The following is a 22,000-nucleotide window of genomic DNA, read 5'->3' as shown; positions in this document are numbered from 1 at the left end:
TAGTGGTCAGGCGGCCCCGGCCTCGCCGTCGAGGGCCTCCTTCGACTCGGTGAAGATCCGCACGATCTCGGGCCGCACCTCGGCGCGCTCGCTCAGCGGCCGGGCCCAGTCGACCCGGATCGCGACCTCGGTCTCGCCGACGGCCGCGGCGAAGTCGGCGCCCTCGCCGTCGAAGCCGGTCATGCGGGCCGCGTGCGCCCGCGGCTGCCCGCCGGCGCCGCGGCAGATCACGAGCGTGTCGTCCGCGTGGTCGTGGTTCATGTGGTGGCAGATCGCGGCCACGACCTTCGGCTCGAACGGGTTCCGCCCGAGGTTCGCGCCGAGTTCGGCCAGGACCGCGCCGTTGTGGTCGTAGGCGAGCAGGACCTCGGCCACGAGCGCGTCCTTCGCGTCCCCGGGCAGGTCGACCGCGTCCAGGCGGGCGCGGTACTCGTCCTTGAACGCCTTCGGGCTCGGGATGTCCGCGAAGTCGTAGAACGAGGCGCCCTCGCCGTCGAAGCCGTAGTTGCGCCGCGCGGCCTTCCCGAAGGCCTGGCCGCCCGAGAGGTCGCCGAGATAGCGCGTGTAGGCGTGCGCGATGTACCCGGCCGGCGCGGCCGCCGACGCGCGGATGCGGTCCACATAGGCGCGCGTCGAGGGGAGCGGTTCGAGCCCCGAGCGCCATTTCGGTCCCATGAGGAAGCGCAAGTCCGATTCGAGCGATTCGCGGCGTGCGAGTTCGGGGAAGAGGAACGGCCCGGCCACCGGATCGCCGGCGAGCCGCTCGCCCGCGGCCTCGATCGCCTCGTACACGAAGAACTGCTGCCCGTGCCAGCGGGTGTAATCGGCGACGGACAGGGAACCATCGAAGAGGCGGTCGAACAGGCCCGGCTCGCGATCGCCGTCCGCTCCGGCGGCGGGGTCGAGCCCCTGGTGGCGCGACCACGATGCCTCGCGGATCCGGGCCGAGAACGACAGCGCGGAGGCGGTGTCAGCAGACATTGGCGTCATTCCTTCATCGAGGTGTGATCGTCAGCGAGAGTAAGGCGAGCCTAACCTACATGCGTCATACGTGTCACGGGCAGCGAACGGCCGACCCGTCAGCGAGTCCGGTCGGGCCATCGGAGACAATGGCCACCGGCCCTACCGACACGTAAGGCTGAACCAGAAAGAGCGCGAGAATCACGGTCGCAAGCCTTCCCTAGTGCGATCCGACTGTGGCACCATGGGCTCAACTGGTCCCCTTGACTGAACGTACCCACCACTCACGGGAGGCCCTGTGAAACCGGCCAGAATTCTGAAGAGACTCGGCGCCGCCGTCGCCACGGGCCTCATCTTGTTGGGCTTGATCGCCGGCACCGCGTCCGCGGCCGGCGGCAGCTCAGGCGAGGTCGGCTCTGCGAACGGCGGTGGCAGCTCCGGCGAAGTCGGCTCCGTCTCCGCCCACGGCGGCAGCTCGGGCGAGGTCGGATCGCCCGACAGCGGTCAGACGACCGTGTTCCCCGCCTCCTCCGGCGAGGTGGCGTGACGACCGCCGCCTCGGCGGCGTCCTGACAGGAGCCGGGCAGTGACGAGGACGCGCTTCGCGGCACTGTACCGGGTCCTGCCCTGGATCATCACCAGCCTCGTGCTGGCGTTCGGGGCCGGATCACTGCTGTGGTACGGCCCCCCGGACGACTTCCCGATCCTCAAGCTGCTCATCTTCGTCCCCGCGTTCTGGGTCTCGCAGACCCTGCTGATCCAGCACCACGCGCGCGGACTGCGGATCTCCTTCAACCTCACCGACGTCCCCCTCGTCGTCGCCCTGATGTACCTCGACCCGTTCTGGGTCATCGCCGCGCGCTGCGCGGTCTCGATCGTCCACTACATGGGCCGGTACCTCCGCGAGGACATCGGCGTGCTCAAACCGCTGTTCAACGTCGGGCTCACCACCTCCGGCACCGCGGTCGCCGTCATCTTCGTGCAGGTCGTCGGCGTCGGCGACCCCGTCGACCCCTACACCTGGATGGTCCTGCTCGGCGCCATCGTCACCGTCGGCGTCGTCACCACCGTGCTCATCTCGGCGCTCCTGTGGTCGCTGTCCGGATGGGACAGCGTCGCCAAGGCGTGGATCGCCTTCTTCGTGACGCTCATCGGGCCCCTGCTCGCCGCCTGCATCGGCGTCCTCTTCGTGGTCCTCCTCGACGCGACCCCGTGGTCGGCCCTGCTCATCGGCCTCGTCGTCGTCGGATTCGTGTACCTCGCGCGCAGCTACATGGCGCTGCGGCGGCAGCGGCAGGTGCTGCGCGAGCTCAACGACTTCACCCAGCTCGTCGTCGACTCGGTCAGCTCGAACCGGCTCATCGACGCGATGCTCGGGCGCCTGCGCGACATCCTCACCGCCGAGTCGGCGACCGTGTGGGTGCCCAAGTCCGGCCGCTACCCGGAGATCAGGCTCACCTCCAGACTGGACGACGCCGGGCTCACCGACCTCGACCCGATCCCCAGCGCCCTCCAGGAGGGCGTCATGGCCTCGGGCGAAGGCGTGCTGCTCAGCTCCAAGAACGGCACCAAGGCCCAGCAGGCCGCCCTCGAGGAGGCCGGCCTGCGCGGCGCGATGCTCGTCCCGCTCCGCTCCGGCGACGAGGTCTACGGCTGCCTGTCCGTGGCCGACCGCATCGGCGGCGAGATCTCCCACTTCGACCCCGTCGACCTCCAGCTCATGGAGACCATCGCCGCGAACGTCGGCATCGCCGTCCAGAACGAGCGCCTCCTCGACCAGCTCCGCTACGACGCCTACCACGACCCGCTCACCGGGCTGCCGAGCCGCCGCCGCTCGCTCGAAGCGCTCCAGGAGGCGCTGTCGATCACCGTCCCGAACGAGGTCGTGGCGGTGTTCATGTTCGACGTGGACGCGCTCCACGAGATCAACGACGCGCTCGGCCACGAGGCCGGCGACACCGCGCTCCGCGAGTTCGCGCGCCGGCTCAAGGAGCAGGCCCCGGCCGCGTCGTTCATCGGCCGCATCGACTCCGACGAGTTCATCCTCCAGACCCGGCTCGCCTCCACGGAGGCCGCCGTCGAGACCGCGCGGCGCATCCGCGCGGGCATCCAGGGCCCCTTCGAGGTCGGCGGCGTCTCCGTGAGCCTCTCGGGGGCCGTCGGGGTCGTCACCCACCCCGACTTCGCGGCCGACGCCGACGAGCTGCTCAAACGCGCCGACGGCGCCACCAGGCAGGCGAAGGACGCCGCCGACGGCGTCCAGCTCTACCACGCCGGGCTCGAATCCGAGAGCCTGCGGCGCATCGGCCTCGCCGCCGACCTGCGCCGGGCCCTCGACCGGGGCCGGCTCGAAGTCCACTTCCAGCCGAAGGTCCGGCTCGACCGGGCCCTCGACGCGGGCGGGGCCGTCGTCGGCGCCGAGGCGCTGGTGCGCTGGCCGCACCCGACGTACGGGACCGTCGCGCCCGAGGAGTTCATCCCGATCGCCGCGTCCACCGGGCAGCTCGGGCAGCTCACCGAGACCGTCCTCGACGAGGCGCTGCGCCGCTCGGCCGAATGGGCCGGGGAGGACGGGCCGCTGCCGATGTCGGTCAACCTGTCGCCGCGCACCCTCGCCGACGCCGGGTTCCCCGACCGGGTCGCCGAGCTCCTCGAGCGGCACGGGGTGCCCGCCGAGCGGCTCACGTTCGAGATCACCGAGGACGACGTCGTCTCCGGCGAGCCGCGCCTCACCCCGGCCCTCGACCGGCTCCACGAGATGGGGGTGCGGCTGTCGGTCGACGACTTCGGCGCCGGGTACTCCTCGCTCGCGTACCTGCGGCGGCTGCCGGTGCAGGAGATCAAGATCGACCTGCGGTTCGTGCAGGGCATGGCGACCGACGACGACGACCGGGCGATCGTCGAGGCCGTCCTGGGCCTCGCCCGGCACTTCGCGATCGACGTCGTCGCCGAGGGCATCGAGTCGCACCAGACCGTCGAGCAGCTCCGGGAGCTCCACTGCGAGGCCGGGCAGGGGTACTACTTCTCGCGCCCGCTGCCGCCCGACCGGTTCGCCGCGTGGCTCGACGGGCAGGGCTGGACCCGCGGCCAGGCGCGCCTGCGGGTGGTCTGAACCGGGACTGTGGCCCGCACCGCAAGGCGGGCCCCGGTTCGGCACACCGGGCGCCGTCATGTACTCTTGTCAAGGCCGCGAGGGAAGCCTCGCGAACGCCCCCTTAGCTCAGTCGGCAGAGCGTCTCCATGGTAAGGAGAAGGTCTACGGTTCGATTCCGTAAGGGGGCTCGGAAACACCTCGAAGCGAAAGCGGACTGGTGTTGTACTGCTCACCCAGAGCCAATCTGGCGGCAGTGAGCACACGGCGGTGTAGCTCAGTGGTAGAGCAAACGACTCATAATCGTTGTGTCGGCAGTTCGATCCTGCCCATCGCTACTTTTGGCAATCCGCGACCACTGCGTTACGCTGGTCGCCGTTTTTGTTTTGCAAGGCGAGCCCGCCGAGCGGCGGGCTCCGTTAGAGGAAGGCACTCACCGTGGCCAAGGCTACTGACGTCCGCCCCAAGATCACCATGGCGTGCGTGGAGTGCAAGGAGCGCAACTACATCACGAAGAAGAACCGGCGGAACAACCCCGACCGGCTCGAGCTCAAGAAGTACTGCCCGCGCTGCAAGACCTCGCAGGTCCACAAAGAGACCCGCTAGTCTTCCCCGCTCCCGGTACATGCTCAACACTTCGTATGTGGGCCGGTCCTTGCCGACCACCGAACCGGTGGCGGTCACCGCCGAGTCGGTGACCCGCTTCGCCGAGGCCCTCGGCCTCGCCGACACCGGGCTGGTTCCGCCTACCTACCTGATCTCGCTGACGCTGCCCGCGGCGGACCGGCTCATCGACGACCCCGACTTCGGGCTCGACTGGAGCCGCGTCCTCCACCGCGAGCAGCGTTTCGCGTACCACCGGGAGCTCCGCGCCGGCGCCGAGGTGACCTGCGCCGTCACCGTCGAGTCGATCAAGACCGTCGCCGGGAGCGACCTCCTGTCGCTCCGCACCGAGGTCCGCGACGCCGAGGGCCTCGCCGCCGAGGTGTGGACGACCCTGTTCGTGGCGGGAGACGCCCAGTGATGCAGCCCGAGCTCGAAGCCGGCGCCGTCGTCTTCTCCACCTCCTACCCCGTCGCGCGCGCGGACCTCCAGCGGTACGCCGACGCCTCCGGGGACCACAACCCGATCCACCTCGACGAGGCCGCCGCGAAGGCCGCCGGGCTCCCCGACGTCATCGCCCACGGCATGTACACGATGGGCCTCGTCTCCCGCGCGATCCTCGAATGGCTCGCCGCCGCGGGCGTCGACGCCCGCATGACCGAGTTCTCCGCGCGCTTCGCGAAGCCCGTGGTCGTGCCCGCCGGCGGCACCGCCGTCGAGATCGAGGGCAAGGTCCGCAGGGTCGAGGGCGACACCGTCGAGATCGCGGTCACCGCGACCAGCGCCGGCGAGCGGGTGCTGGCACCCGCCCGCGCGACCCTGGTCGTGCGGTAGCCCGCGGACGCGTCGTCCACAGCCCTGTGGATAACTCCGCGTAGTCGAAGAACCCCTTGCCGCTCTTGCGGCCGATCTCGCCCGCGGCGACCAGGCGGCGCAGCAGCGCCGGCGGGAAGAACTGCGGGTCGGCGGTGTCGTCGTAGATGTTCTCCGTCGCGTGCGTGATCACGTCGATCCCGGTGAGGTCGGCGGTCGCGAGCGGGCCCATCGGGTGGCCGAAGCCGAGGCGGCAGGCCGTGTCGAGGTCCTCGGCGGAGATGACGCCGTTCTCGACCAGGCGCGCGGCCTCGTTCACGAGCGCGCAGATCAGGCGGGTGGTCGCGAAGCCCGCGACGTCCCGGTTGACGACCACGCAGGTCTTCCCGGCGGCCTCGGCGAAGGCCCGGGCGGCCGCGAGGGCCTCGTCGCCGGTGTGGATGCCGCGCACGAGCTCGCACAGCTGCATCATCGGGACCGGCGAGAAGAAGTGGGTGCCGACGACCCGCTCGGGGTGCGTCGCGGCCGCGGCGATCTCCGTGATCGGGATCGCCGAGGTGTTCGTGGCGAGGACCGTCTCGGGGGCGACGACCGCCGAGAGCCTCCGGAAGACCTCCTGCTTGACCGGGAGGCGCTCGAAGACCGCTTCGACGGCGATCGAGGCGCCCGCGGCGGCCTCGATGTCGGTCGAGACGGTGATCCGCGCGAGCGCCGCGTCGGCGGCCGCCGCGGTGGTCTTCTCCTTGGCGACGAAGCGGTCGAGGGAGGAGCGGATCGCCGCCAGCGCCCGGTCGAGCGCCCCCTCGTCCGTGTCGATCAGCGTGACGTCGGAACCGCCGAGGCTTGTGACCTGTGCGATCCCGGAACCCATGAGTCCCGAACCGATTACCGCGACTTGTGTCATGGGGGGAGGCTATATGGTCGGGGGTATGGCGGTCAATCTCACCAGGATCTACACCAAGACGGGCGACGACGGCACGACCGGGCTCGCCGACTTCACCCGCGTCCCCAAGACCCATGTGCGGCTCGCCGCGTACGGCGACGTGGACGAGGCGAACGCGGTCGTCGGCGCGGCGCTCGCGCTCCAGACGGGGGAGATCGGGGAGCGGGAGGCGGCGATCCTCCTCGCGGTCCAGAACGACCTCTTCGACGTCGGGGCGGACCTGTCGACGCCGGTGGCGCCGGACCCGAAGCACCCGCCGCTGCGCATCGACGAGTCCTATGTGACCCGTCTGGAGGGCTGGATCGACGAATGCAACGCCGACCTGGAGAGCCTGCGGTCGTTCATCCTGCGGGGCGGGACGCCGGGGGCGGCGCTGCTGCACCAGGCGTGCACGGTGGCGCGGCGGGCCGAGCGGTCGGTGTGGGCGCTCCTGGAGGCCGAGCCGGAGATCACGCACGCGGTGCCCGTGACCTACCTGAACCGGCTGTCTGACCTGCTATTCGTCTTGGCGCGCAAGGCGAATCCGGGCGGCGACGTGCTGTGGAGGCCGCGGGCGTCGCAGGAGTTACCGAGCGGGCGCTCGCGCCGCGTTGTGAAATCGTTACGGCTCCGGGACGGGGGCCGCGCTTGACGAGAGCGATAACACGGGTAAGGATATGAGCGGTAACATGCGTACTCGCAAATATCCACAACTCTCTGATTCACCCCGCATTCTGAAAGGTGACCCCCGCCGTGAAAAGAAGGACCTTTGCCGGCATCGGTGCCGGTGTCTTCCTCCTCCCCCTCGCCGCCGCCTGCGGCAACGGTGACGACTCCGGCGACGGGGGCGGCGACGGCCTCGTGGTCGGCTTCGCCCAGGTCGGCGCCGAATCCGCGTGGCGCACCGCCAACTCCGAGTCCGTGCAGGCCGCCGCCGAGGCGGACGACCGCATCGCCGAGCTCAAGTTCGTGGACGCGCAGCAGGACCAGGAGAAGCAGATCGAGGCGGTCCGCAACTTCATCACCCAGCAGGTCGACGTCATCGTCCTGGCACCGGTGGTCGAGACCGGCTGGACCGACGTGCTCCAGGAGGCCGCGGACGCCGGCATCCCCGTGGTGCTGGCCGACCGCGGCATCGAGGCGGCCGACGAGGACCTGTACGTGACGCGCCTCGGCTCCGACTTCGCCGAGGAGGGCCGCAAGGCCGGCCAGTGGACGGTCGACACGTTCGCCGCCGACCCCGACGGCGTCACCCGCATCCTGGAGCTCCAGGGCACCACCGGCTCCGCGCCGGCGAACGACCGCAAGGCCGGGTTCTTCGAGGTGCTCGACGGCGAGGGCCTGGCCTACGAGCTCGTCGACTCCCAGTCGGGCAACTTCACCGCCGAAGAGGGCAAGGCGGTCATGGAGACCTTCATCACGACCCACGGTCTCGAAGGCATCGACCTGCTGTACGCCCACAACGACGAGATGGGCCTCGGCGCGATCCAGGCGATCGAGGAGGCCGGCTACGCGCCCGGCACCGACATCCAGATCATCATCGTCGACGGCTCCAAGGCCGGGTTCCAGGCCGGCGTCGACGGCAAGCTCAACTACATCGTCGAGTGCAACCCGGTCTTCGGCGAGCAGCTCATGGACGTCGTGGTCGCGGTGTCCGAAGGCGACGAGGTCGAGAAGTTCACGCCGGTCGAGGAGGGCGTCTTCGACGCCTCCCAGTTCGAGGCCGAGCTCCCGAACCGCCAGTTCTAGCCCCAGAACCGGATCCACCGCCCGGGCCCGAGGCCCGGGCGGCGGAGCCGCTTCCACCCTCAACCGAAGGACGGGAACATGTCCGACGCTGCCCTGGTCCGCATGACCGGCATCGTGAAGGACTTCACCGGCGTCCGCGCCCTCGACGGCGTCGACTTCACCCTCAGGCCCGGCGAGATCCACGCCGTCATGGGGGAGAACGGCGCCGGGAAGTCCACCTTGATCAAAGTGCTCACCGGCGTGCACGGCCACGACGCCGGCGAGATCCTCCTCGACGGCGAGCCGGTCCGCTTCTCCAGCCCCAAGGCCGCCCAGGCCGCCGGCATCTCCACGGTCTACCAGGAGGTCAACCTCACCGACAACCTGTCGGTGGCCGAGAACCTCCTCGCCGGGCGCGAACCGCGCCTCGGGCCGTTCATCAACTTCCGCGCGATGCGCCGCCGCGCCAAGGAGCTCCTGGACGACATCGGGATCGACCTGAACGTCGCCGCGCCGCTCTCGTCCTACTCGATCGCGATGCAGCAGCTCGTCGCCATCGCCCGCGCCGTCGACATCGAGGCGAAGGTCCTCATCCTCGACGAGCCCACCTCCTCGCTCGACCGCGACGAGGTCGAGGTCCTCCTCGGGGTCATGCGCCGCCTCGCCGCCAAGGGCACCGCGATGGTGTTCATCTCGCACTTCCTCGACCAGGTCTACGAGATCTCCGACCGGATGACGGTGCTGCGCAACGGCCGGCTCGTCGGCGAGTGGGCCACCGCGGACCTGGGCCAGAACGAGCTCATCGGCCACATGCTCGGGCGCGAGGCCGCGGCCCTCGAGCAGATCGAGCGGGCCGCCTCCGCGCACCGCGTCGAGGACGAGGAGCCGCTCCTCCAGGCCGAGGGCCTGGGCCGCAAGGGCTCCATCGCCCCGTACGACCTCACGATCCGCCGCGGCGAGGTCGTCGGCCTCGCCGGGCTCCTCGGGTCCGGGCGCACCGAGACCGCCCGGCTCATCGCCGGCGCCGACCGCGCCGACTCCGGGACCCTCCGGTTCGAGGGCCGGAAGGTCGGCGGGCACAACCCGCGCACCGCCGCCGCCCGCGGCATCGCGTTCTGCCCCGAGAACCGCAAGACCGAGGGCCTCGTCGGGGACCTCACCGTCGCCGAGAACATGATCCTGGCGATGCAGGCCTCCCGCGGCTGGGCCCGGTCCATCCCGGTCGCCAGGCGCGACAAGCTCGTCGCCTCGTTCATCGAGAAGCTCGGCATCCGGCCCGCGGACCCCGACATGCCCGTGAAGAACCTCTCCGGCGGCAACCAGCAGAAGGTCCTGCTCGCCCGCTGGATGCTCATCGAGCCGAAGCTCCTCATCCTCGACGAGCCCACCCGCGGCATCGACGTCGGCGCCAAGGCCGACATCCAGCGCCTCGTCGCCGAACTCTCCGCCGACGGCATGTCGGTCCTGTTCGTCTCCGCCGAACTCGACGAGGTCACCCGCCTGTCCGACCGGATCGCCGTCCTGCGCGACCGGGAACTCATCAGCGTGCTCCAAGACGAGGCCGACATGACCAGCGAACGCATCGTGGACACCATCGTGGCGGGAGGGCGCGAGTCGTGAGCCCGTACGCCAAGCGCCTCATGTGGCCGGTGGTCATCCTCCTGGCCCTGGTCGCCGTGAACATCGCCGCCACCGGCGTCGACTTCATCGTCCCGAGCGTCAACGACGACGGCCGCCTCGGCGGCGCGTTCGTGAACATCCTGCGCCGCTCCGTGCCGCTCCTGCTCATCGCCCTCGGCATGACGCTCGTCATCGCCACCAAGGGCATCGACCTGTCCGTCGGCGCCGTCTACGCCATCGGCGCGGCCATCGCCTGCCAGACGATCATGGACTCCTCCGACCAGGGCGCCGCCGGCACCGTGCTCACCGCGATTGCCCTCGCCCTCGTCGTCACCGCCGTCATCGGCGCCTGGAACGGCGTCATGGTCGCCGCCTTCGGCATCCAGCCGATCGTCGCCACGCTCATCCTCATGATCGCCGGGCGCGGCATCGCCCAGCTCATCACCGGCGGCCAGATCCCCAAGGTCGAGGACACCAGCCCGTTCACCGAACTCGGGCGCGGCGCGTTCCTGACGATCCCGATCCCCATCTGGATCGCGGCCCTCGCGCTCACCGCGCTCGCGCTGCTCACCCGCCGCACCGCCCTGGGCATGCTGCTCGAATCCGTCGGCGGCAACCCCGAGGCCAGCCGCCTCGCCGGCATCCGCTCCAAGGGGATCACCGTCCTGGTGTACCTCGTGTGCGGCCTGTGCGCCGGCCTCGCCGGCCTCATCGGCGCCTCCAACCTCGGCAGCGCCGACGCCAACAACGGCGGCCTGTGGATCGAGCTCGACGCCATCCTCGCCGTCGTCATCGGCGGCACCGCGCTCCTCGGCGGCCGGTTCTTCCTGCTCGGCACCACCATCGGCGTCGTCATCATCGGCACGCTCGAGGACACCATCATCAACGTCGGCCTCTCCAGCCAGTGGCAGTTCACCGCGAAGGCCATCGTCGTCTTCGTCGTCGCCCTGCTCCAGAGCCCCGGGTTCCGGGCCTGGATCCTGAAGCCGTTCAAGCGAACGCCGCAGGCCCGGGTCGAGGCCCCGGCTCCGGCGAAGGCCGAGGAGGCCGCGAAATGACCGTGCAGACGCTCACCGAGCGCCCCTCGCGCTCCACCCTCTTCGACGGGCTCACCAGGTACATCCCCATCGGCGCCACCGTGGCGCTGCTGGCGGCCCTGTACCTCGGCGGCGTCGCGAACTACCCGAACTTCGACAACCCGCAGGTCGTCGCCAAGCTGTTCATCGACAACGCCCCGCTCCTGGTCATCGCCGTCGGCATGACCTTCGTGATCCTCTCGGGCGGCATCGACCTGTCCGTCGGCTCGGTCATGGCGTTCTCGACCATGGCCTGCGCGTGGCTCACCGTCGAGGCCGGGATCGGCGCGCCCCTCGCGCTCGTCCTCGTGCTCGCCTTCGGCACCGCCTGGGGCCTGCTCATCGGCGCCGTCATCCACTACTTCGACGTGCAGCCGTTCATCGCGACCCTGGTGGGCCTCTTCCTGTTCCGCGGGCTCACGCTCCAGATCTCCGACACCGACGTGTCCATGCGCGAGGTCGAGTTCTTCCAGTGGGGCATGACGCACGTGGACTTCGGGGAGATCCGCGACGGCGGCTTCTGGCTCCCGTACCTGTCGTTCGTGGCCTTCGCCGTCGTCGTCATCGCGTTCGTCGTCCTGCACTACACCCGGTTCGGGCGCGGCGTGTACGCCGTCGGCGGCTCCGAGTCCTCCGCGCTCCTCATGGGCCTCCCGGTGGCGCGGACCAAGATCGGCGTGTACGCCGTCAGCGGCTTCTGCGCCGCCCTCGCCGGCGTCCTCGCCGCCTTCGCGACCAAGAGCGCCAACCCGCTCGCGAACGTCGGCGCCGAACTCGACGCCATCGCCGCCGTCGTCATCGGCGGGACCCTGCTCACCGGCGGGGCCGGATTCGTCCTCGGCACCGTCGCCGGCGTCATGGTCTGGGGCATGCTCAACACGCTCATCGCCTTCCAGGGGAACCTGTCCTCCTGGTGGGCGCGGATCGTCATGGGCGTCCTCCTGCTCGCGTTCATCCTCCTCCAGCGCGTCCTCGCCCGCTCCGGCGAGAAGCGCCGGACCTAGACACCACTCTTCGCACCAGAGGGGCCGTTCACCAGTGTGAACGGCCCCTCGCCTTATACGGCTTGCCGGAGGTCTTCGACAAGATGTAGCATGAGTGCTATCAACGAACGGAAACCTGCAACGGAGCCACCCATGGGACACCCCCGACCGCACGACGGGCCCGCCATCGCGGTCGCCGACCTGCGCATGCGCTACGGCGACAAGGACGTGCTCACCGGCCTCGACCTCGAGATCGAGCCCGGCGGCGTCACAGCGCTGCTCGGACCCAACGGCGCCGGCAAGACCACCACCATCGAGATCCTCGAAGGCTTCCGCGGCCGCTCCGGCGGCCGGGTCAGCGTCCTCGGCGTCGACCCCGCCCACGGCGACGAGCGCTGGCGGGCCCGGCTCGGCGTCGTCCTCCAGGAATGGCGCGACAACGGCAAGTGGAAGGTGCGCGACATCGTCGCCCACTTCGCCGAGTACTACAAGCCGTACACCGACCCCTGGAACGCCGACGACCTCCTCGACCTCGTCGGCCTCACCGCCCAGGGCGGGCAGCGCGTCCGCACCCTCTCCGGCGGGCAGCGCCGCCGCCTCGACGTCGCCCTCGGCATCATCGGCCGCCCCGCCCTGCTGTTCCTCGACGAGCCCACCACCGGCTTCGACCCGCACGCCCGCCGCGAGTTCCACGAGCTCATCCACCGGCTCACCGACCTCGACGGCACCACGATCCTGCTCACCACCCACGACCTCGACGAAGCCGAGAAGCTCGCCGAGCGCATCCTCATCCTCGCCGGCGGCCGCATCATCGCCGACGGCTCGCCCGACCAGCTCGCCCGCGCCGCCTCCACCACCGCCGAGGTCAAGTGGATCCAGGACGGGCGGCTCCAGATCCACGCCACCGAGGACGCCACCGACTTCGTCCGCAAGCTCCTCGCCACCGACGACGGCGCCGTCACCGACCTCGAAGTCCACCGCGCCAGCCTCGAGGACGCCTACCTCGAACTCGTCGCGCAGTTCGAGGCCGGCGAGGCCGCCGCCGCCGTCGACACTTTTCAGGAGGCCACCCGATGAACACCACCGTCCACGAGTACCGGACCGGATGGAAGCGGGCCCTCATCGAGACCAAGATCTCGCTGACCACCCCGGGCGACCTCATGGGCTTCGTCATGCCCACCGCGATCGCCATCGTCGTGCTCCTGTTCATGCAGGGCGCCGAGTTCGAAGGCGCACCGGTCTCCCTGGGCGCCATGAACATGCCGAGCCTCATCGGCATGAACATCGTCTTCGGCGGCATCACCGCCATGGTCGGGGCCCTCGCCATGGACCGCACCACCGGCACGCTCCTGCGCGCCAAGTCCATGCCCGGCGGCATGACCGGGTACCTCGTCGGCCACCTCGTCTCGACCGCCATGTTCATCGCCGTCACCGTGATCGCGCTCCTCGCGGTCGGCCTGCCGCTGTTCGACGGCCTCGAGTTCGGCACCCCCGACCGGTGGCTCATGTTCCTCGCCGTCCTCGTGACCGGCATCGTCGCCGCGCTCCCCATCGGGGCCGTCCTCGGCGCGCTCCTGGACAACCCGCGCAACATGGGCCTCGTCGTCTTCCCGATCATGGGCCTCGTCGCGGTCTCCGGGATCTTCTACCCGATCACCGCGCTCCCCGGCTGGCTCCAGGCCGTCGGGCAGGTCTTCCCGGTGTACTGGATGGGCCTCGGCATGCGGCACGCCCTGCTCCCGGACGCCGCGGCCGCCGTGGAGGTCGGCGGCTCATGGCGAACGGCTACCATGTTCGCCGTGCTCGCGCTCTGGGCCGTGGCCTCGATGGCCCTGGCCCCCAGGCTGCTCCGGCGGATGTCGCGGCGCGAGTCGGGGTCGGCGGTCGCCGCGAGGCGCGCCGACATGCAGAGGGACTGGTGAGCGGGCGATGGCCGGGGACGAGGTCTACAACCGGATCGCGATGCTGCGGGCCGAGCGGGGCGTCTCGCGCCGCCAGCTCGCGGAGGCCCTCGGCGTCCACTACCAGACCGTCGGCTACCTCGAGCGCGGCGAGTACAGCCCCAGCCTGAACCTGGCGCTCCGGCTCGCCGAGTACTTCGAGGTGCCCGTCGAAGTCGTCTTCTCCACCAAGCCGTTCCCGCGCCTGGGCGCGGACTGAAGCACGGCCGCGCCCCGGCGCGGCCTCCTGAGAGCCCCTCTCGCGCCAGCGCGCGCTCGACGAAGGGCCGACCCGCCCCGCGCGCCGGAGACACCCCGGCCCCAGGCCGTCCGGCGCGCGGGGCCCTACTGTTCACCCGCGGGCCACCCGGGATTCGACCCCGCCTGAGAGCGTGAGGTGTCAATCGACCCCCGAGTCTGTGGAGACCAGAGTGCACATCGACCGACGGCGGCTCCTGGCCGCCGGGGCCGGGAGCGCGATCGTGCTGGGCACGCCCGGCATCTCGTACGCGTCCTCCCGCCCCCAGCTCACCCACGGCGTCCAGTCCGGCGACGTCACCGAACGCGGCGCGGTCCTGTGGACCCGGGCCGACCGCGGCTCGCGCATGCGCGTCGAGCTCGCCACCCGCCCCGACTTCAAGCACGCCGTCGACCTGCGCGGCCCCGCGCTCACCGAGGCGGGCGACTTCACCGGGAAGCTGCGCCTGAGCGGCCTCAAGCCCGGGAAGACGTACCACTACCGGGTCCGCGCCGACGGCGACCGCGACTCCGAGCCCCTCGAAGGCTCCTTCACCACCGCCGCCGACGAGCCGCGCGACCTCGTGTTCCAGTGGTCGGGCGACCTCGCCGGGCAGGGCTGGGGGATCAACCCCGAGTTCGGCGGGTACCGGATCTTCCAGGCCATGGCCGACGCCGAGCCCGACTTCTTCCTGTGCTCGGGCGACTTCGTGTACGCCGACGGGCCGCTGGTCGAGACCGTCGCGCTGCCGGACGGGAGCACCTGGCGCAACACGGTCATCGAGGAGAAGCTCAAGGTCGCCGAGACCCTCGACGAGTACCGGGGCCAGTTCAAGTACAACCTGCTCGACGACAACCTGCGCGCGTACCTCGCGCGGGTGCCGATGGTGAACCAGTGGGACGACCACGAGGTCGTCAACAACTGGTACCCGGGGGAGATCCTCGACCTGCCGCAGTACACCGAGAAGAACGTCGACGTGCTCGCCGCCCGCGCGCGCCAGGCCTTCGCCGAGTACACGCCCGGCGGGTTCGACGCCGAGGGCCGGATCTACCGCAAGATCGGGTACGGGCCGCTGCTCGACCTGTTCGTGCTCGACATGCGCACCTACAAGAGCGCCAACCCCGACGCGGACGGCCCCACCGGGCAGGTCCTCGGCGAGCGGCAGCTCGCGTGGCTCAAGCGCGAACTGCGCCGCTCCAAGGCGACGTGGAAGGCGATCGCGGCCGACCTGCCGATCGGGCTCCTCGTCGGCGACGGCGCCGGCGCGTGGGAGGGCATCGCCGAGGGCACCGGGACCGGCCCGATGGGCCGCGAGACCGAGATCGCCGACCTCCTTTCGTACTGCAAGCGCGAAGGGGTCGCGAACATGGTGTGGCTGACCGCGGACGTGCACTACACGGCCGCGCACCACTACAGCCCCGACCGGGCCGTGTTCCAGGACTTCGACCCGTTCTGGGAGTTCGTGTCCGGGCCGCTGAACGCGGGCGGCTTCGGCCCCAACCGGCTCGACCCGACCTTCGGGCCGGAGGCGGTCTTCGTCAAGGCCCCGCCCGCCGCGAACACCTCCCCGGCCGCGGGCTACCAGTTCTTCGGCGAGGTGCGCATCGACGCCGAGACGGAGGTGCTCACCGTGGCGCTCAAGGACATCGACGGCGAAGCGCAGTTCTCCCAGTCGGTCGAACCGGTCGCCTAGGACGCGGACGCCCGCCCCGGTCCGCGGGGCGGGCGCTCAGTCGCCCGTGCTGTAGAAGGCCGCCCCGGGCGGGGCGGCCTCGAGCCAGCTGAGGAATCCGGTCACGGCCGAGGTCGTCATCGCGAGCTCGACCTCGCCGGAGGAGTTCTTGCAGCGGAGGATGGCGACCTCCGGGGGGAAGATCTGGGCCTCCGGGCCGGCCGGGACGCGCCGGTCGGCGATCTGGAGGTCCTGGCGCGAGAGCGCGTAGCGCGGCCCGAGCGCCAGGGAGAACATGCGGTACCAGCGGAGCGTGCCGCGCTCGTAGACCGCGAAGCCGGGGGCCCAGCCGCGGCCCTCCATGTGCTTGGAGAGGCGGGCGGCCATGGCGACCGAGCCCGAGCGGGACAGGATCGAGCGGCGGACGTACGTCAGCACCAGGAACACCGCGACGGCCGCCGCCAGAGCGGCGACGATCAGCAGTGCCTTCAGCATGGCTATGCCGATGCGGGGGCGACCGCTTCGGCGGTCTCGGCGAGGACGGTGACGCCTTCGGTGGTGACCGACAGGAAGCCGCCTTCGATCCTCCAGGCGAGCTCGCCGCCGTCGACCGGCTGGACGCGGACGGTGGAGTCGACGCGCAGCTCGCCCAGGAGCGGCTGGTGACCGGGCAGGACGCCCAGTTCGCCTTCGGTGGTGCGGGCGTAGACGGCCTTGGCCGCGCCGGACCACACCTTCGAGTCGACTGCCACGACTTCGACGTTCAGTTGCCCTGCCACAACGCTCCTTCAGCCAGACTCCGGGATGGTTACGGGAAGTCTAAACGGCTGGACCTGCGGGCGTCCATGCGGCCAAGGGCGCATCGCGAGGTGATCAGCAGCACGACGAAGGCCCCCGGCAGTGCCGAGGGCCCCGAGGTTCCGACCGGAGGGTCACACGCGCGCGCGGCGGGCGAGGCGCTCCGGGTCCATGATGATGACGCTCTTGCCGTCCAGGCGCAGCCAGCCGCGGCCGGCGAAGTCGGCGAGGGCCTTGTTCACGGTCTCGCGGGAGGCGCCGACGAGCTGGGCCAGCTCCTCCTGGGTGAGGTCGTGGGTGACGCGCAGGACGCCGCCGTCGCGGGTGCCGAAGCGGCTCGCCATGTGCAGCAGGGCCTTGGCAACGCGGCCGGGCACGTCGGTGAAGATGAGGTCCGCCATCGAGTCGTTGGTCCGTCGCAGCCGGCGCGCTATCACCCTGAGCAGCTGCTCGGCGATCTCGGGGCGGTTCGCGAGCCACGGCCGCAGCGCGGTCTTGGACAGGCGGGCCAGGCGGGTGTCGGTGAGAGCGGTGGCGGTGGCGGTGCGGGGTCCGGGGTCGAAGAGCGCGAGCTCGCCGACCATGTCGGACGGGCCCATGACCGCGATCAGGTTCTGGCGGCCGTCGGCGGAGCGGCGACCGAGCTTCACCTTGCCGGACATGACGATGTAGAGACTGTCGCCCGGCTCGTTCTCGGTGAAGACGGTCTGGCCCTTGTTGACGTCGATGTACTCCATCTCTTTGATGAGCGACTCGACAGCTTCCGGGTCGACCCCCTTGAAGAGGGCGGCTCTCGCCAATACGTCTTCCATGTCCGTTCGCACCTTTCTTCAACGCACCGCTAGTGCAAGTCTGAGTCTATGCCTCTTGTCCGCATTGCGGGAGCGAGACCCCCGTAAATCCACATGCGCACCCTGCCGCCGGAATCGACATTCGTATCCGGATGAATGCGTTCCGTCCGTTCCCGGCGTCACCAGGTGAGACTCGCCTCGCCGTCTCAGCAGGGGAAAGCTTCCGAACCACGGAATGCGTCGACGACGACCGATACAGCCTACCCGCATTGTGACGTCAGGCCCAACCTCAGGCAAGGCCGAGAATCCCCAAGATCGCACACCTCAGGTGCACGAACCCGTGTCGACGGGTCCGTCCGCGGTGCGGCCCGCGTCGAGGACGCCCGCGGACTCGTCCATGGTGAGCGCGTAGCCGGTCTCCGGGTCGTCGACGGCGGCCGCGAAGATCACGCCGATCACCTCGCCGTCGGGGTTGAGGAGCGGGCCGCCGGAGTTGCCGCCGATGATGTGGGCGTACAGCTGGTAGACCTCGCGGGTGACGGTGCCGTCGTCGTAGATGTCGGGGCCGGTGACGATGCGCGCCTCGCGGACGCGCGCCGCGGTCGCCGTGTACGGGCCGCCGCCGGGGTAGCCGAGGGCGATCGCGTCGTCGCCGGAGGCCGCGGTGGCCGACTCGAGCGGCAGCGGGTCGGCGTCGAGGTCGGGCACGTGGAGGATCGCGAGGTCCTTCTCCGGCTCGAACACGACGACCTCGGCGTCGAGGAGGTCGCCGTCGGACTCGACGCGGACGTCGTCGGTCCCGGCGACCACGTGCGCGTTGGTGACCACGAGGCCGTCCTCGTACACGAAGCTGGAGCCCTCGATCTGGCGGTCGCAGGAGGCGGCCGTGCCGTGGACCTTGAGGACGGACTCCTCGGCGTTCACGACGACGTCGGAGGCGGCCAGCTCGGGGTCGGGCGGCTCGACGTCGCGGACCTGGGTCGGGTCGATGCCGTAGAAGACGTTCGGCATCCCCGAGGTGTTCAGCTCCTCGCGGAGTCGGTCGTAGACGCCGCGGACCGCCTCGGGCATGTGGTCGTCGATGCCGCCGACGATCGAGGAGTGGCGGACCGCGGCCGAGATCGCCGGGAGCGGCAGGCTCGCCAGCGGCGCGGCCGCCATCCAGGTGACGAGCAGGACCGCGGCCACGGAGATGACCGGGCCGAAGAAGCGGTCGACCCGCCTGGAGCCGTTGGACTTCAGCTTCTTGCGGAGGCGGTAGCCGAGCGCGGTCATGAGGGCCTGGCCGCCGAGGGCGAGCGCGAAGACGAGGACGAGGGCGACGACGAGCTTCGCGATCGGCTCGCGGTAGAAGTCGGCGGCCCAGGGGGCGACGTTGATGCCGAGGACGGCGCCGCCGAGGAAGCCGAGGAAGGTGGCGGCCGAGAGGATGAACCCCTGCCGGTAGCCGTTGATCGCGAACAGGAGCGCCAGCAGCACGATGACGACGTCGACCAGGAGACCCGCGCCGTTCGCGCTCATCGCCACCCCCGCACTCGGTTGAAAGCCGCTAGCGCCCTTCGAGTTCCATCATGCGGCCGCGGTCCCAGGGGCGGGACCAGCCGCCCAGGTCCAGTAGCCACGACAGTACCCCGGCGGTGAACCCCCAAATCAGGGGTACGCCTGTGACCTGGAACCCGGGGCCGCTGCGGCCGGACGGGTAGGCGACGGTGCCGCGGGAGGCCGGGTCGGCGAGGACCGGCAGCGGCACCTGGTGGGCGGCGGCGACCTCGGACTCGGCCTGCGGGGCGACGGTGTGCGGGCGCCGCCACAGGGCGAGCACGGGCGTGACCGCGAAGCCGGACACGGGGATCCACAGGGGCGGGAGGGCCGCGCCGACGGCGACGGAGGCGGGGTCGACCGCGAGCTCCTCGGCGGCCTCGCGCAGGGCGGTGGCGGCCGCGTCGGCGTCGCCGGGGTCGGCCGCGCCGCCGGGGAACGCGACCTCGCCGGGATGGTGGCGCAGGGTCGCGGCGCGCTGCTGGAGCAGGACCGAGGGGCCGCCGTCGCTCTCGCACAGCAGGACCAGGACCGCGGCGGACCGGGCGCGCTCCTCGGCGTACGGGCGCAGGTGGCCTTCGATGACGCGCTCGGCGGTGGGCCCCTCGGCTTCGGCGGCGGCCTTGAGGAGCGGGCCCCACCAGGAGGGGTGGTCCCCGCTCACGCGAGCTCCAGTCCGAACGCGGCCTCGGCGGCCTCGGTGAGGCTCGCGGTCGTCACGCCCGGCTCGACGATGAGCTGCGCGACGGTGCCGTCCGGGCGCACCAGCGCGATGCCGGGCAGGGCCGGGACGCCGATGCCGACGCGGACCCGCTCGTCGGGGTCGGCCACGGACGGGAAGGTCATGCCGAAGTCGTCGGCGAACCAGCGGCCGGCGTCGTCGGTGTCGGCGGTGTCGACCCCGAGGACGTCCACCTGGGCGCCGTTGGCCTGGAAGAACGCCTCGATCTCGGGGGCCTCGGCCTGGCACGGGACGCACCAGCTGGCCCACAGGACGACCACGAGCGGCTTCCCGGCGGCGCCGACGGGGGTCGCCGCGCCGTCGCCGAGGCAGTCGAGTTCGAGGTCGCCGACGCCGTCGAGGGGGGCGGTGCCGGGGGTGCAGGCGACGGACCAGGTCGGCGCCGCGGCGTCGCGCGGGGTCTCGGTCTCGGCGGCGGAGGGGCCGCAGGCCGACAGGAGCAGGAGCGGGAGGACCGCGAGGAGCCGCTTCACGCGCCCACCGCGCGCTCGATACCGGCGAGCCGGATGAGCTCGTCCACGTTGTCGCCCTTGAGGAGCTTCGCGGCCTCGGCCGGGTCGGTGGGGCCCTCGCCGTAGGACGGGCAGTGGGCCGCGAGCGTGCACGCGCCGCACGCGGGCTTGCGGGCGATGCAGACGCGGCGGCCGTGGAAGATGATCCGGTGGGAGAACATGGTCCACTCGCGGGGCTCGATGAGCTTCTGGAGCTGGAACTCGAGCTTCACCGGGTCCTTGCCGTCGACGAGCCCCAGCCGGTTGGTGATCCGGATCATGTGGGTGTCGACGGTGATGCCGGGGACGCCGAAGGCGTTGCCGCGGATGACGTTCGCGGTCTTGCGGCCGATCCCGGGGAGCTTCACGAGCTCGTCCATGCCCTGCGGGAGGGCGCCGCCGTGGTCGGCGACGAGGGCCTTGCCGAGGCCGATGATCGAGCGGGCCTTGTTGCGGTAGAACCCGGTCGGCCGGATGATCTCCTCGACCTCCTCGGGGTTCGCGTCGGCGTAGTCGGCCGCGTCGCGGTACTTCGCGAACAGGGCCGGGGTGGTGAGGTTGACGCGGACGTCGGTGCACTGGGCCGAGAGGATCGTGGCGACGGCCAGTTCGAGCGGGTTCGAGTAGTCGAGCTCGCAGTGGGCGTCGGGGTGGGCCGCGGCGAGGAGCCGGTCGACGGTGCGGGCCCGGCGCTTCTTGGCCAGTTCGCTCTCTTTGCCCTTCTTGGCGTCGGCGGCGGTCACCCCGCCATGGTACGCGGGCGGTCGGCGAAGCGCCTGCGGCCTCGCAGCAGCAGCGCGCCGAGTCCCAGCAGGCCGCCGCCCGCGGCGGTGGCCGCAGCGCTCCACACCGCCGGCACCGGTTCGGGGGCCTCGGTGACCGAGACGTCGGCGGCGACGGCCGCGCCCGCGTCGACGACGCCCGCGCCGAGGTCGGCGCCCCCCGGGGCCGCGGTCGCGACGAGGGCCCGGCGCACCTGCGCCGCGGACCACTCGGGGTGCGCGGAGCGGACCAGGGCCGCCGCGCCGGAGACGATCGCGGAGGCGAACGAGGTGCCGGTGACGGTCTTGTGCCCGCCGCGGGCGTCGGCGGCGGTGAGCTCGGCGCCCGGCGCGGCCAGGTCGGTGCCCTCGCCGGCGACCGCGGTGTCCCAGCGCTCCCCGTCGCGGTCGGTGCCGGTGACCGCGAGGACGGTGCCGATGCGGGCGGGGAACCACACCTCTTCCTCTGCGCCGCCGCGCTCCTGGTTCCCGGTGCAGGCGACCACGACCACGTCGTGGTGCTCGGCGTAGGCGATCGCCTCCGCGAACGGGGTCGAGTCGTAGTGGCCGCCGAGGGACAGGTTGATCACGTCGGCGCCGTTGTCGACGGCCCAGCGGACGGCCGCGCCGACCATCGCCGAGTCGTGGTAGCGGTTCTCGTCGTCGAGGACGCGGACCGGCAGGATCTCGGCCTCGGGGGCGACGCCCGGGACGCCCCCGCCGGGGCGGCCCGCGATGAGGCTCGCGACGGCGGTGCCGTGGCCGACCGGGTCGGCCTGGCCGAAGGCCCGCTCGTAGACCGGGTCCTCGTCCGAGCCGAAGGCGAGGAGCCGCGGCTCGGCGCCGGGGTCGGCGTCGACGTAGCTGCGGCCGGGGAGGACCGCGCCGGCGAGGTCGGGGTGGTCGGCGTCGACGCCGGAGTCGATCACGGCGACGACGACCCCCGCGCCGGCCGCGGTGGCCCAGGCCGGCGGCGCCCCGGCCGCGGCGACGTGCCACGGGACCGGCGAGGCGGCCCCGGCGGGCGCGGACAGCAAGAGCGCCAACAGCGTCGAGCAGACGCAGGCCATCACGTATCGAGCAGCGCGGTTCCCCATCAGAGCCGGATCGTTACACAGCGGCAGGCCCACAGCGTGGGAATGACACGCGTTCGCCTTTATGATTTCGTTATTGTCAGCCTACTGAACGAAGCTTGACAACGCCCTCGCGTTACGGTGACCATCGCGAGGGGA

24 protein-coding genes and 2 tRNA genes are annotated in these 22,000 nt (G+C 71.3%); 16 read left to right on the top strand and 10 right to left on the bottom strand.

Features of this window, described 5'->3' with window-relative positions:
- Nucleotides 1-6 precede the first annotated feature (6 nt).
- Entirely contained in the window at nt 7-981 is a 975-nt protein-coding gene (locus tag EIW28_RS10525) for a biliverdin-producing heme oxygenase (RefSeq protein ID WP_125247687.1), read from the bottom strand.
- Nucleotides 982-1,324: 343 nt separating this feature from the next.
- Here EIW28_RS10525 and EIW28_RS10520 point away from each other — a divergent pair, with 343 nt between their 5' ends.
- From EIW28_RS10520 to EIW28_RS10490, 7 genes are all read left to right on the top strand, one after another.
- Complete coding sequence (locus EIW28_RS10520) at nt 1,325-1,507, top strand: hypothetical protein (RefSeq protein ID WP_125247686.1); 183 nt, start codon at nt 1,325-1,327, stop codon at nt 1,505-1,507.
- Between the two features lie 39 nt (nt 1,508-1,546).
- Complete coding sequence (locus EIW28_RS10515; protein ID WP_125247685.1) at nt 1,547-4,072, top strand: putative bifunctional diguanylate cyclase/phosphodiesterase; 2,526 nt, start codon at nt 1,547-1,549, stop codon at nt 4,070-4,072.
- Nucleotides 4,073-4,169: 97 nt separating this feature from the next.
- Nucleotides 4,170-4,242, top strand: a tRNA-Thr gene (locus tag EIW28_RS10510).
- Between the two features lie 75 nt (nt 4,243-4,317).
- Nucleotides 4,318-4,389, top strand: a tRNA-Met gene (locus EIW28_RS10505).
- A 100-nt stretch (nt 4,390-4,489) separates the two neighbouring features.
- Complete coding sequence (rpmG, locus tag EIW28_RS10500) at nt 4,490-4,657, top strand: 50S ribosomal protein L33 (protein ID WP_125247684.1); 168 nt, start codon at nt 4,490-4,492, stop codon at nt 4,655-4,657.
- Between the two features lie 37 nt (nt 4,658-4,694).
- The gene (locus EIW28_RS10495) at nt 4,695-5,075 is read left to right on the top strand and encodes an FAS1-like dehydratase domain-containing protein (RefSeq protein ID WP_158630361.1); all 381 of its coding nucleotides are present in this window, start codon (nt 4,695-4,697) and stop codon (nt 5,073-5,075) included.
- Nucleotides 5,075-5,488, top strand: coding sequence for a MaoC/PaaZ C-terminal domain-containing protein (locus tag EIW28_RS10490; RefSeq protein ID WP_125248323.1), 414 nt, complete (start codon nt 5,075-5,077; stop codon nt 5,486-5,488). The genes EIW28_RS10495 and EIW28_RS10490 overlap by 1 nt, the downstream gene beginning before the upstream one ends.
- On the opposite strand, the gene EIW28_RS10485 is transcribed toward EIW28_RS10490, so the two are convergent.
- Nucleotides 5,424-6,371 carry a 3-hydroxyacyl-CoA dehydrogenase family protein gene (locus EIW28_RS10485; protein ID WP_125247682.1) on the bottom strand — a complete coding sequence of 316 codons (948 nt, stop codon included), beginning with the start codon at nt 6,369-6,371 and terminating at the stop codon, nt 5,424-5,426. The genes EIW28_RS10490 and EIW28_RS10485 overlap by 65 nt on opposite strands.
- A 25-nt stretch (nt 6,372-6,396) precedes the next feature.
- Here EIW28_RS10485 and EIW28_RS10480 point away from each other — a divergent pair, with 25 nt between their 5' ends.
- From EIW28_RS10480 to EIW28_RS10440, 9 genes are all read left to right on the top strand, one after another.
- Nucleotides 6,397-7,041, top strand: a complete 645-nt coding sequence (locus EIW28_RS10480) for a cob(I)yrinic acid a,c-diamide adenosyltransferase (RefSeq protein WP_125247681.1) — start codon at nt 6,397-6,399, stop codon at nt 7,039-7,041.
- Between the two features lie 101 nt (nt 7,042-7,142).
- A complete protein-coding gene (locus EIW28_RS10475) occupies nt 7,143-8,138 on the top strand; it encodes an ABC transporter substrate-binding protein (RefSeq protein WP_197717197.1) in 996 nt (331 codons plus the stop codon).
- A gap of 78 nt (nt 8,139-8,216) precedes the next feature.
- The gene (locus tag EIW28_RS10470) at nt 8,217-9,737 is read left to right on the top strand and encodes a sugar ABC transporter ATP-binding protein (RefSeq protein WP_125247680.1); all 1,521 of its coding nucleotides are present in this window, start codon (nt 8,217-8,219) and stop codon (nt 9,735-9,737) included.
- Complete coding sequence (locus EIW28_RS10465; RefSeq protein ID WP_197717196.1) at nt 9,734-10,795, top strand: ABC transporter permease; 1,062 nt, start codon at nt 9,734-9,736, stop codon at nt 10,793-10,795. Before EIW28_RS10470 ends, EIW28_RS10465 begins: the two co-directional genes overlap by 4 nt.
- The gene (locus EIW28_RS10460; RefSeq protein WP_125247679.1) at nt 10,792-11,817 is read left to right on the top strand and encodes an ABC transporter permease subunit; all 1,026 of its coding nucleotides are present in this window, start codon (nt 10,792-10,794) and stop codon (nt 11,815-11,817) included. The genes EIW28_RS10465 and EIW28_RS10460 overlap by 4 nt, the downstream gene beginning before the upstream one ends.
- Before the next feature lie 132 nt (nt 11,818-11,949).
- Complete coding sequence (locus tag EIW28_RS10455; RefSeq protein WP_125247678.1) at nt 11,950-12,873, top strand: ABC transporter ATP-binding protein; 924 nt, start codon at nt 11,950-11,952, stop codon at nt 12,871-12,873.
- Complete coding sequence (locus EIW28_RS10450; RefSeq protein WP_125247677.1) at nt 12,870-13,718, top strand: ABC transporter permease; 849 nt, start codon at nt 12,870-12,872, stop codon at nt 13,716-13,718. The genes EIW28_RS10455 and EIW28_RS10450 overlap by 4 nt, the downstream gene beginning before the upstream one ends.
- Nucleotides 13,719-13,725: 7 nt before the next feature.
- Nucleotides 13,726-13,956, top strand: a complete 231-nt coding sequence (locus tag EIW28_RS10445; RefSeq protein WP_125247676.1) for a helix-turn-helix transcriptional regulator — start codon at nt 13,726-13,728, stop codon at nt 13,954-13,956.
- 211 nt (nt 13,957-14,167) lie between these two features.
- Nucleotides 14,168-15,667, top strand: a complete 1,500-nt coding sequence (locus tag EIW28_RS10440) for an alkaline phosphatase D family protein (RefSeq protein ID WP_125247675.1) — start codon at nt 14,168-14,170, stop codon at nt 15,665-15,667.
- Between the two features lie 36 nt (nt 15,668-15,703).
- On the opposite strand, the gene EIW28_RS10435 is transcribed toward EIW28_RS10440, so the two are convergent.
- The 8 genes from EIW28_RS10435 to EIW28_RS10400 form a co-directional block, all read right to left on the bottom strand.
- A complete protein-coding gene (locus tag EIW28_RS10435) occupies nt 15,704-16,141 on the bottom strand; it encodes a DUF2550 domain-containing protein (protein ID WP_125247674.1) in 438 nt (145 codons plus the stop codon).
- 2 nt (nt 16,142-16,143) lie between these two features.
- Nucleotides 16,144-16,425, bottom strand: a complete 282-nt coding sequence (locus EIW28_RS10430; RefSeq protein ID WP_125247673.1) for a F0F1 ATP synthase subunit epsilon — start codon at nt 16,423-16,425, stop codon at nt 16,144-16,146.
- Nucleotides 16,426-16,578: 153 nt separating this feature from the next.
- Nucleotides 16,579-17,256: a Crp/Fnr family transcriptional regulator gene (locus EIW28_RS10425; protein WP_030144656.1), complete on the bottom strand. Its 678-nt coding sequence runs from the start codon at nt 17,254-17,256 to the stop codon at nt 16,579-16,581.
- A 303-nt stretch (nt 17,257-17,559) separates the two neighbouring features.
- Nucleotides 17,560-18,756, bottom strand: coding sequence for a MarP family serine protease (locus EIW28_RS10420; RefSeq protein ID WP_125247672.1), 1,197 nt, complete (start codon nt 18,754-18,756; stop codon nt 17,560-17,562).
- A gap of 28 nt (nt 18,757-18,784) precedes the next feature.
- The gene (locus EIW28_RS10415) at nt 18,785-19,438 is read right to left on the bottom strand and encodes an NUDIX hydrolase (RefSeq protein ID WP_197717195.1); all 654 of its coding nucleotides are present in this window, start codon (nt 19,436-19,438) and stop codon (nt 18,785-18,787) included.
- A complete protein-coding gene (locus tag EIW28_RS10410; protein ID WP_158630360.1) occupies nt 19,435-19,989 on the bottom strand; it encodes a TlpA family protein disulfide reductase in 555 nt (184 codons plus the stop codon). The genes EIW28_RS10415 and EIW28_RS10410 overlap by 4 nt, the downstream gene beginning before the upstream one ends.
- Nucleotides 19,986-20,750 (bottom strand): endonuclease III, encoded by a 765-nt coding sequence (gene nth / locus EIW28_RS10405; RefSeq protein WP_125247670.1) that lies wholly within the window; start codon nt 20,748-20,750, stop codon nt 19,986-19,988. Before nth ends, EIW28_RS10410 begins: the two co-directional genes overlap by 4 nt.
- Nucleotides 20,747-21,865: a S8 family serine peptidase gene (locus EIW28_RS10400; RefSeq protein WP_125247669.1), complete on the bottom strand. Its 1,119-nt coding sequence runs from the start codon at nt 21,863-21,865 to the stop codon at nt 20,747-20,749. The genes nth and EIW28_RS10400 overlap by 4 nt, the downstream gene beginning before the upstream one ends.
- Nucleotides 21,866-22,000 lie beyond the last annotated feature (135 nt).

Origin of the sequence: Glycomyces terrestris (assembly GCF_003933745.1) — a bacterium.
In the GTDB taxonomy this organism is placed as follows: domain Bacteria; phylum Actinomycetota; class Actinomycetes; order Mycobacteriales; family Micromonosporaceae; genus Glycomyces; species Glycomyces terrestris.
Note: the sequence above shows the minus strand (reverse complement) of the source record. Positions and strands in the feature narration are given on the sequence as shown.

Coding starts and splice junctions, on each gene's coding strand:
- EIW28_RS10490 (WP_125248323.1), top strand. CDS start 5,075: ATGCAGCCCGAGCTCGAAGCCGGCGCCGTCGTCTTCTCCACCTCCTAC.
- EIW28_RS10485 (WP_125247682.1), bottom strand. CDS start 6,371: ATGACACAAGTCGCGGTAATCGGTTCGGGACTCATGGGTTCCGGGATC.
- EIW28_RS10400 (WP_125247669.1), bottom strand. CDS start 21,865: ATGGGGAACCGCGCTGCTCGATACGTGATGGCCTGCGTCTGCTCGACG.
- EIW28_RS10450 (WP_125247677.1), top strand. CDS start 12,870: ATGAACACCACCGTCCACGAGTACCGGACCGGATGGAAGCGGGCCCTC.
- EIW28_RS10480 (WP_125247681.1), top strand. CDS start 6,397: ATGGCGGTCAATCTCACCAGGATCTACACCAAGACGGGCGACGACGGC.
- EIW28_RS10435 (WP_125247674.1), bottom strand. CDS start 16,141: ATGCTGAAGGCACTGCTGATCGTCGCCGCTCTGGCGGCGGCCGTCGCG.
- EIW28_RS10525 (WP_125247687.1), bottom strand. CDS start 981: ATGTCTGCTGACACCGCCTCCGCGCTGTCGTTCTCGGCCCGGATCCGC.
- EIW28_RS10455 (WP_125247678.1), top strand. CDS start 11,950: ATGGGACACCCCCGACCGCACGACGGGCCCGCCATCGCGGTCGCCGAC.
- EIW28_RS10445 (WP_125247676.1), top strand. CDS start 13,726: ATGGCCGGGGACGAGGTCTACAACCGGATCGCGATGCTGCGGGCCGAG.
- EIW28_RS10425 (WP_030144656.1), bottom strand. CDS start 17,256: ATGGAAGACGTATTGGCGAGAGCCGCCCTCTTCAAGGGGGTCGACCCG.
- EIW28_RS10460 (WP_125247679.1), top strand. CDS start 10,792: ATGACCGTGCAGACGCTCACCGAGCGCCCCTCGCGCTCCACCCTCTTC.
- EIW28_RS10420 (WP_125247672.1), bottom strand. CDS start 18,756: ATGAGCGCGAACGGCGCGGGTCTCCTGGTCGACGTCGTCATCGTGCTG.
- EIW28_RS10470 (WP_125247680.1), top strand. CDS start 8,217: ATGTCCGACGCTGCCCTGGTCCGCATGACCGGCATCGTGAAGGACTTC.